The sequence below is a fragment of the Actinomycetota bacterium genome (assembly GCA_036280995.1).
Taxonomy (GTDB): domain Bacteria; phylum Actinomycetota; class CALGFH01; order CALGFH01; family CALGFH01; genus CALGFH01.
This window is the reverse complement of record DASUPQ010000707.1, coordinates 1-2,965: the sequence shown is the minus strand read 5'-3', so window position 1 is coordinate 2,965 and position 2,965 is coordinate 1. Positions and strand designations below refer to the sequence as shown.

2 protein-coding genes and 3 pseudogenes are annotated in these 2,965 nt (G+C 71.1%); 2 read left to right on the top strand and 3 right to left on the bottom strand.

Features of this window, described 5'->3' with window-relative positions:
* The first annotated feature begins 272 nt into the window (after positions 1 to 272).
* On the top strand, positions 273 to 413 hold the full coding sequence (locus VF468_23880) for a hypothetical protein (protein ID HEX5881326.1): 141 nt from the start codon (positions 273 to 275) through the stop codon (positions 411 to 413).
* A 175-nt stretch (positions 414 to 588) separates the two neighbouring features.
* Positions 589 to 1,068, top strand: coding sequence for a PPOX class F420-dependent oxidoreductase (locus VF468_23875; protein ID HEX5881325.1), 480 nt, complete (start codon positions 589 to 591; stop codon positions 1,066 to 1,068).
* Positions 1,069 to 1,372: 304 nt separating this feature from the next.
* On the opposite strand, the pseudogene VF468_23870 reads toward VF468_23875, so the two are convergent.
* From VF468_23870 to VF468_23860, 3 pseudogenes are all read right to left on the bottom strand, one after another.
* A pseudogene (locus tag VF468_23870) lies at positions 1,373 to 1,667 on the bottom strand (TetR family transcriptional regulator).
* Positions 1,664 to 2,065 (bottom strand): annotated as a pseudogene (locus VF468_23865) (aldo/keto reductase). Before VF468_23865 ends, VF468_23870 begins: the two co-directional pseudogenes overlap by 4 nt.
* 634 nt (positions 2,066 to 2,699) lie before the next feature.
* Positions 2,700 to 2,965, bottom strand: a pseudogene (locus VF468_23860) (NADP oxidoreductase).

Genomic DNA, 2,965 nt, shown 5'->3' with positions numbered 1-2,965 from the left:
CCTGGGAAGGGGCCCCGGGCCTGCACGCTGGGTGACGTTCGGCCCAGCCCACAACATGCGGACCAACGGAGCCTCCGTAGCAAGCTACACCAGGGCGGGAGTCGGCTCGTGACCCGCCCCAGCCAGGCCGCCGACAGGGTGCCGGCGTCCCGAGCGGCCGCGGGCCGGACGGCCCTCGGGAACCGGGCCGTTCGGCCCTCGGCGGCGGGGGCGGCGGCGGCGATCCTGGGGCCAGACCGGTCCACCGGCACCCGCCGTGGAAGGAGAGGACCATGGTGACCTGCCCGCGCTGCGGCAACCCGGCCATCCTCATGGCCAGCGAGGAGTTCAAGCTGCTGGACTGCGAGTTCTGCGACGACGTCATCGACCTGAGCGACCTGGCGTTGCCCGAGCTCGAGCCTGCGCTGGCCTGAACGGGACTAGGGGCAAGCCAAGCGCCACGGGAGCTTACGGCAACTTGTGATCTGGCCCGGTTGCAGGCTGTTGGGCGGGACGGCCAGGTGGGGTCGGGTCGACCGCGTCGGCCGGACCGGCGTGTAGTGTGTCGGGCGGCAGCCGGGCGCCAACTCGCAGGAGTGGTCAATGACGATGCTCCCCGACCCGATCCGCGAGGCGCTGACCGCAGGCCACCTCGCCCACCTCGTGACGATCAATCCCGACGGCAGCCCGCACGTGACCGTCGTGTGGATCGGTCTTGAGGGCGACGAGATCGTGAGCGGCCACCTGCCGCTCCACCGCAAGCTGCGCAACGTGCAACGGGATCCACGGGTCTCGTTGTCGATCGAGGTTGGCGGCCACAACGAGATGGGGCTCGCCAACTATCTCGTGGTTGAGGGGACGGCGCGCATCACCGAAGGCGGCGCCGCCGACCTGCTCCAACGGCTGGCTACCGTCTACATCGGGCCGGACGTGAAGTTCCCACCGTTTGACGACCCGCCTCCCGGCTACGTCCTGCGGATCGCGCCGCACCGCGTCCGCGGCACCAACCCCTGGACCTCCGACGAGGCGGTCGAGGCCGCCGACCGCGTCCGCTCCCACCAGCCGGGCGAGCGATCTGCGGGAGATTGACCCGGCGTCAGCGGGCAACCACCCCGATCTTCATCCGGGAACGCGATGCGCTGGTATGCGTTCACAAACGACGTCCTGACTCCGTTCCCTCTGCCGCTTCCTGTAGGAATACCCCCTGTGCACGGCTCTCTGCATACCCACATAGCCGGAGCAGCACCATGACTGCTGGCCTGGTGGGATCGCGCGACGGTCCTCGAGGGCTTGAAGGCGCAGCGGCGGAGGTGGGCAATAACAGGTCAGGAATCCCGGTCAGCGACCTGCACACCCAGCCCAAGCAGCACCAGCGACCGGACCGGACGCCCTCGTAAGCGGCGTCGATGCCAGGGTCGGACCACTCCGGGGCGTGGGTCGGGTTGTGGAAGCGGGCGGTGGCGTCGAAGACCGCCCGGCCCGCGGTGGCCGGGTCGGCGGCCGTCAGCTCGCTCCGGGCGACGCCGTCGGCGATGATCCGGGCCAGCTGGCCGGCGGTAGACGCTGCCGTGGCTGACGCCCAGGGCGCGGGCGACGTCGACCACGGTCGCCTTGGCGGGCCCGTAGCAGCGCAGGACGTCCCCTGCCGTCTCCAGGATCCGCGTCGGCGTCAGCGCCTGGTGGTTCACCTGGCGGCCGCGCCTGCGCGCTCGCTGTCGAGGGTGGCCATCTGTGGGGCATGATTGCGGTCACCGGCGGCGGCGCCCGCGGGTACCGCCCGCTCGATTGCGGCCAGGTCGTCGGCGGTCAGCTCTAGCGGCAGCGCTCCGAGAGCCTCGGCAAGCCGGTCGCGGCGGCGTGCCCCGACCAGCGGCACGATACCGGGGCCGCGGGACAGCACCCAGCCGATGGCCAGGGGCACGGCCGGGTCGACCGGCCCAGCCGGTAGATGTCGACGTGGTCGGTGCCCAGCCGGCGCAGGGTGTAGGCCAGGGAGTTCTGCACCGCCGCCGGCGTCAAGGGCGGCGTGGATGGTGGCGATGCTCTCGGCTTCGTCGGCCGGGCCGTAGACGTCGGACATCCCCATGCAGCCCCCCGATAGGTCAGGAGGGCCCGGGAAAGTTAGGCCGTACGGCCCCTGCCGGAGCTCCCGACCCGGTGACAAGATCCCACTGACGGCACAAGCACCAGGCACGCCAGGCCAAACTGGCAACGAGACGAGACGGTGCCGAGGCCGTGAACGTGAAGGGACGACCGGACGAGGAGGCTGGCCATCGACCTGCCACCCGACTGTCAAGGGGGCCTCCCCTGCTGAAGCTGGGCGGCCCGATCCAACGCTCCGTCGGCTGACGAGCATCCAGGACGGATCAGCCCGTGGCGGCGGCCACAGCCTGGCCGACCCGACCACGGCCCAGGAACCGATCGGCCGGCGGAGCGTCCTGTTGCGCCGGCCCGTCACCGCCTCTGGGGCTTCACGCCGGCCGTCGCAGCCCGGTCAACTCCTCGCTGACCCACCACAGGCCCCCCGGACAGTTCACGGTCGTGGGACCGCCTGGAGGACCGCCGCCGCCGGCTGGCGAAGTAGCCGCCGGTGACCCCTCGACCTCGGGTGAGGAGGCCAGGTAGCGGTCGCCTTGCCGATCCTGGAGGTGGTCCCGGTGACCAGGCAGGTCCTGCCCGTCAAGGCCGAGCGGGCTGGGTCACCGAACCACCTTGAAGTTGAGGTCGCCCAGGTCGATCACGTCCCGCCAGCCGAACCCCTCGGTGAGCAGCCGGGTGACCAGCGCCTTGGCCTCGGGGTCGTCGCCGCACACGAACACCGTATGGTCGCCGTCGGCGAGCTGGCGGGGTTCACCATGAGCAGGGCGTTCATGGTGTTGAGGGTCTTGACCACCCGGACGGTCGGGAAGGCACGCTGGATGCGCTCGCCAAGTGGGTCGGTGTTGGCCACGAACAGGGAGGGGGGCATGCCCTGTGAGTAGTCGAG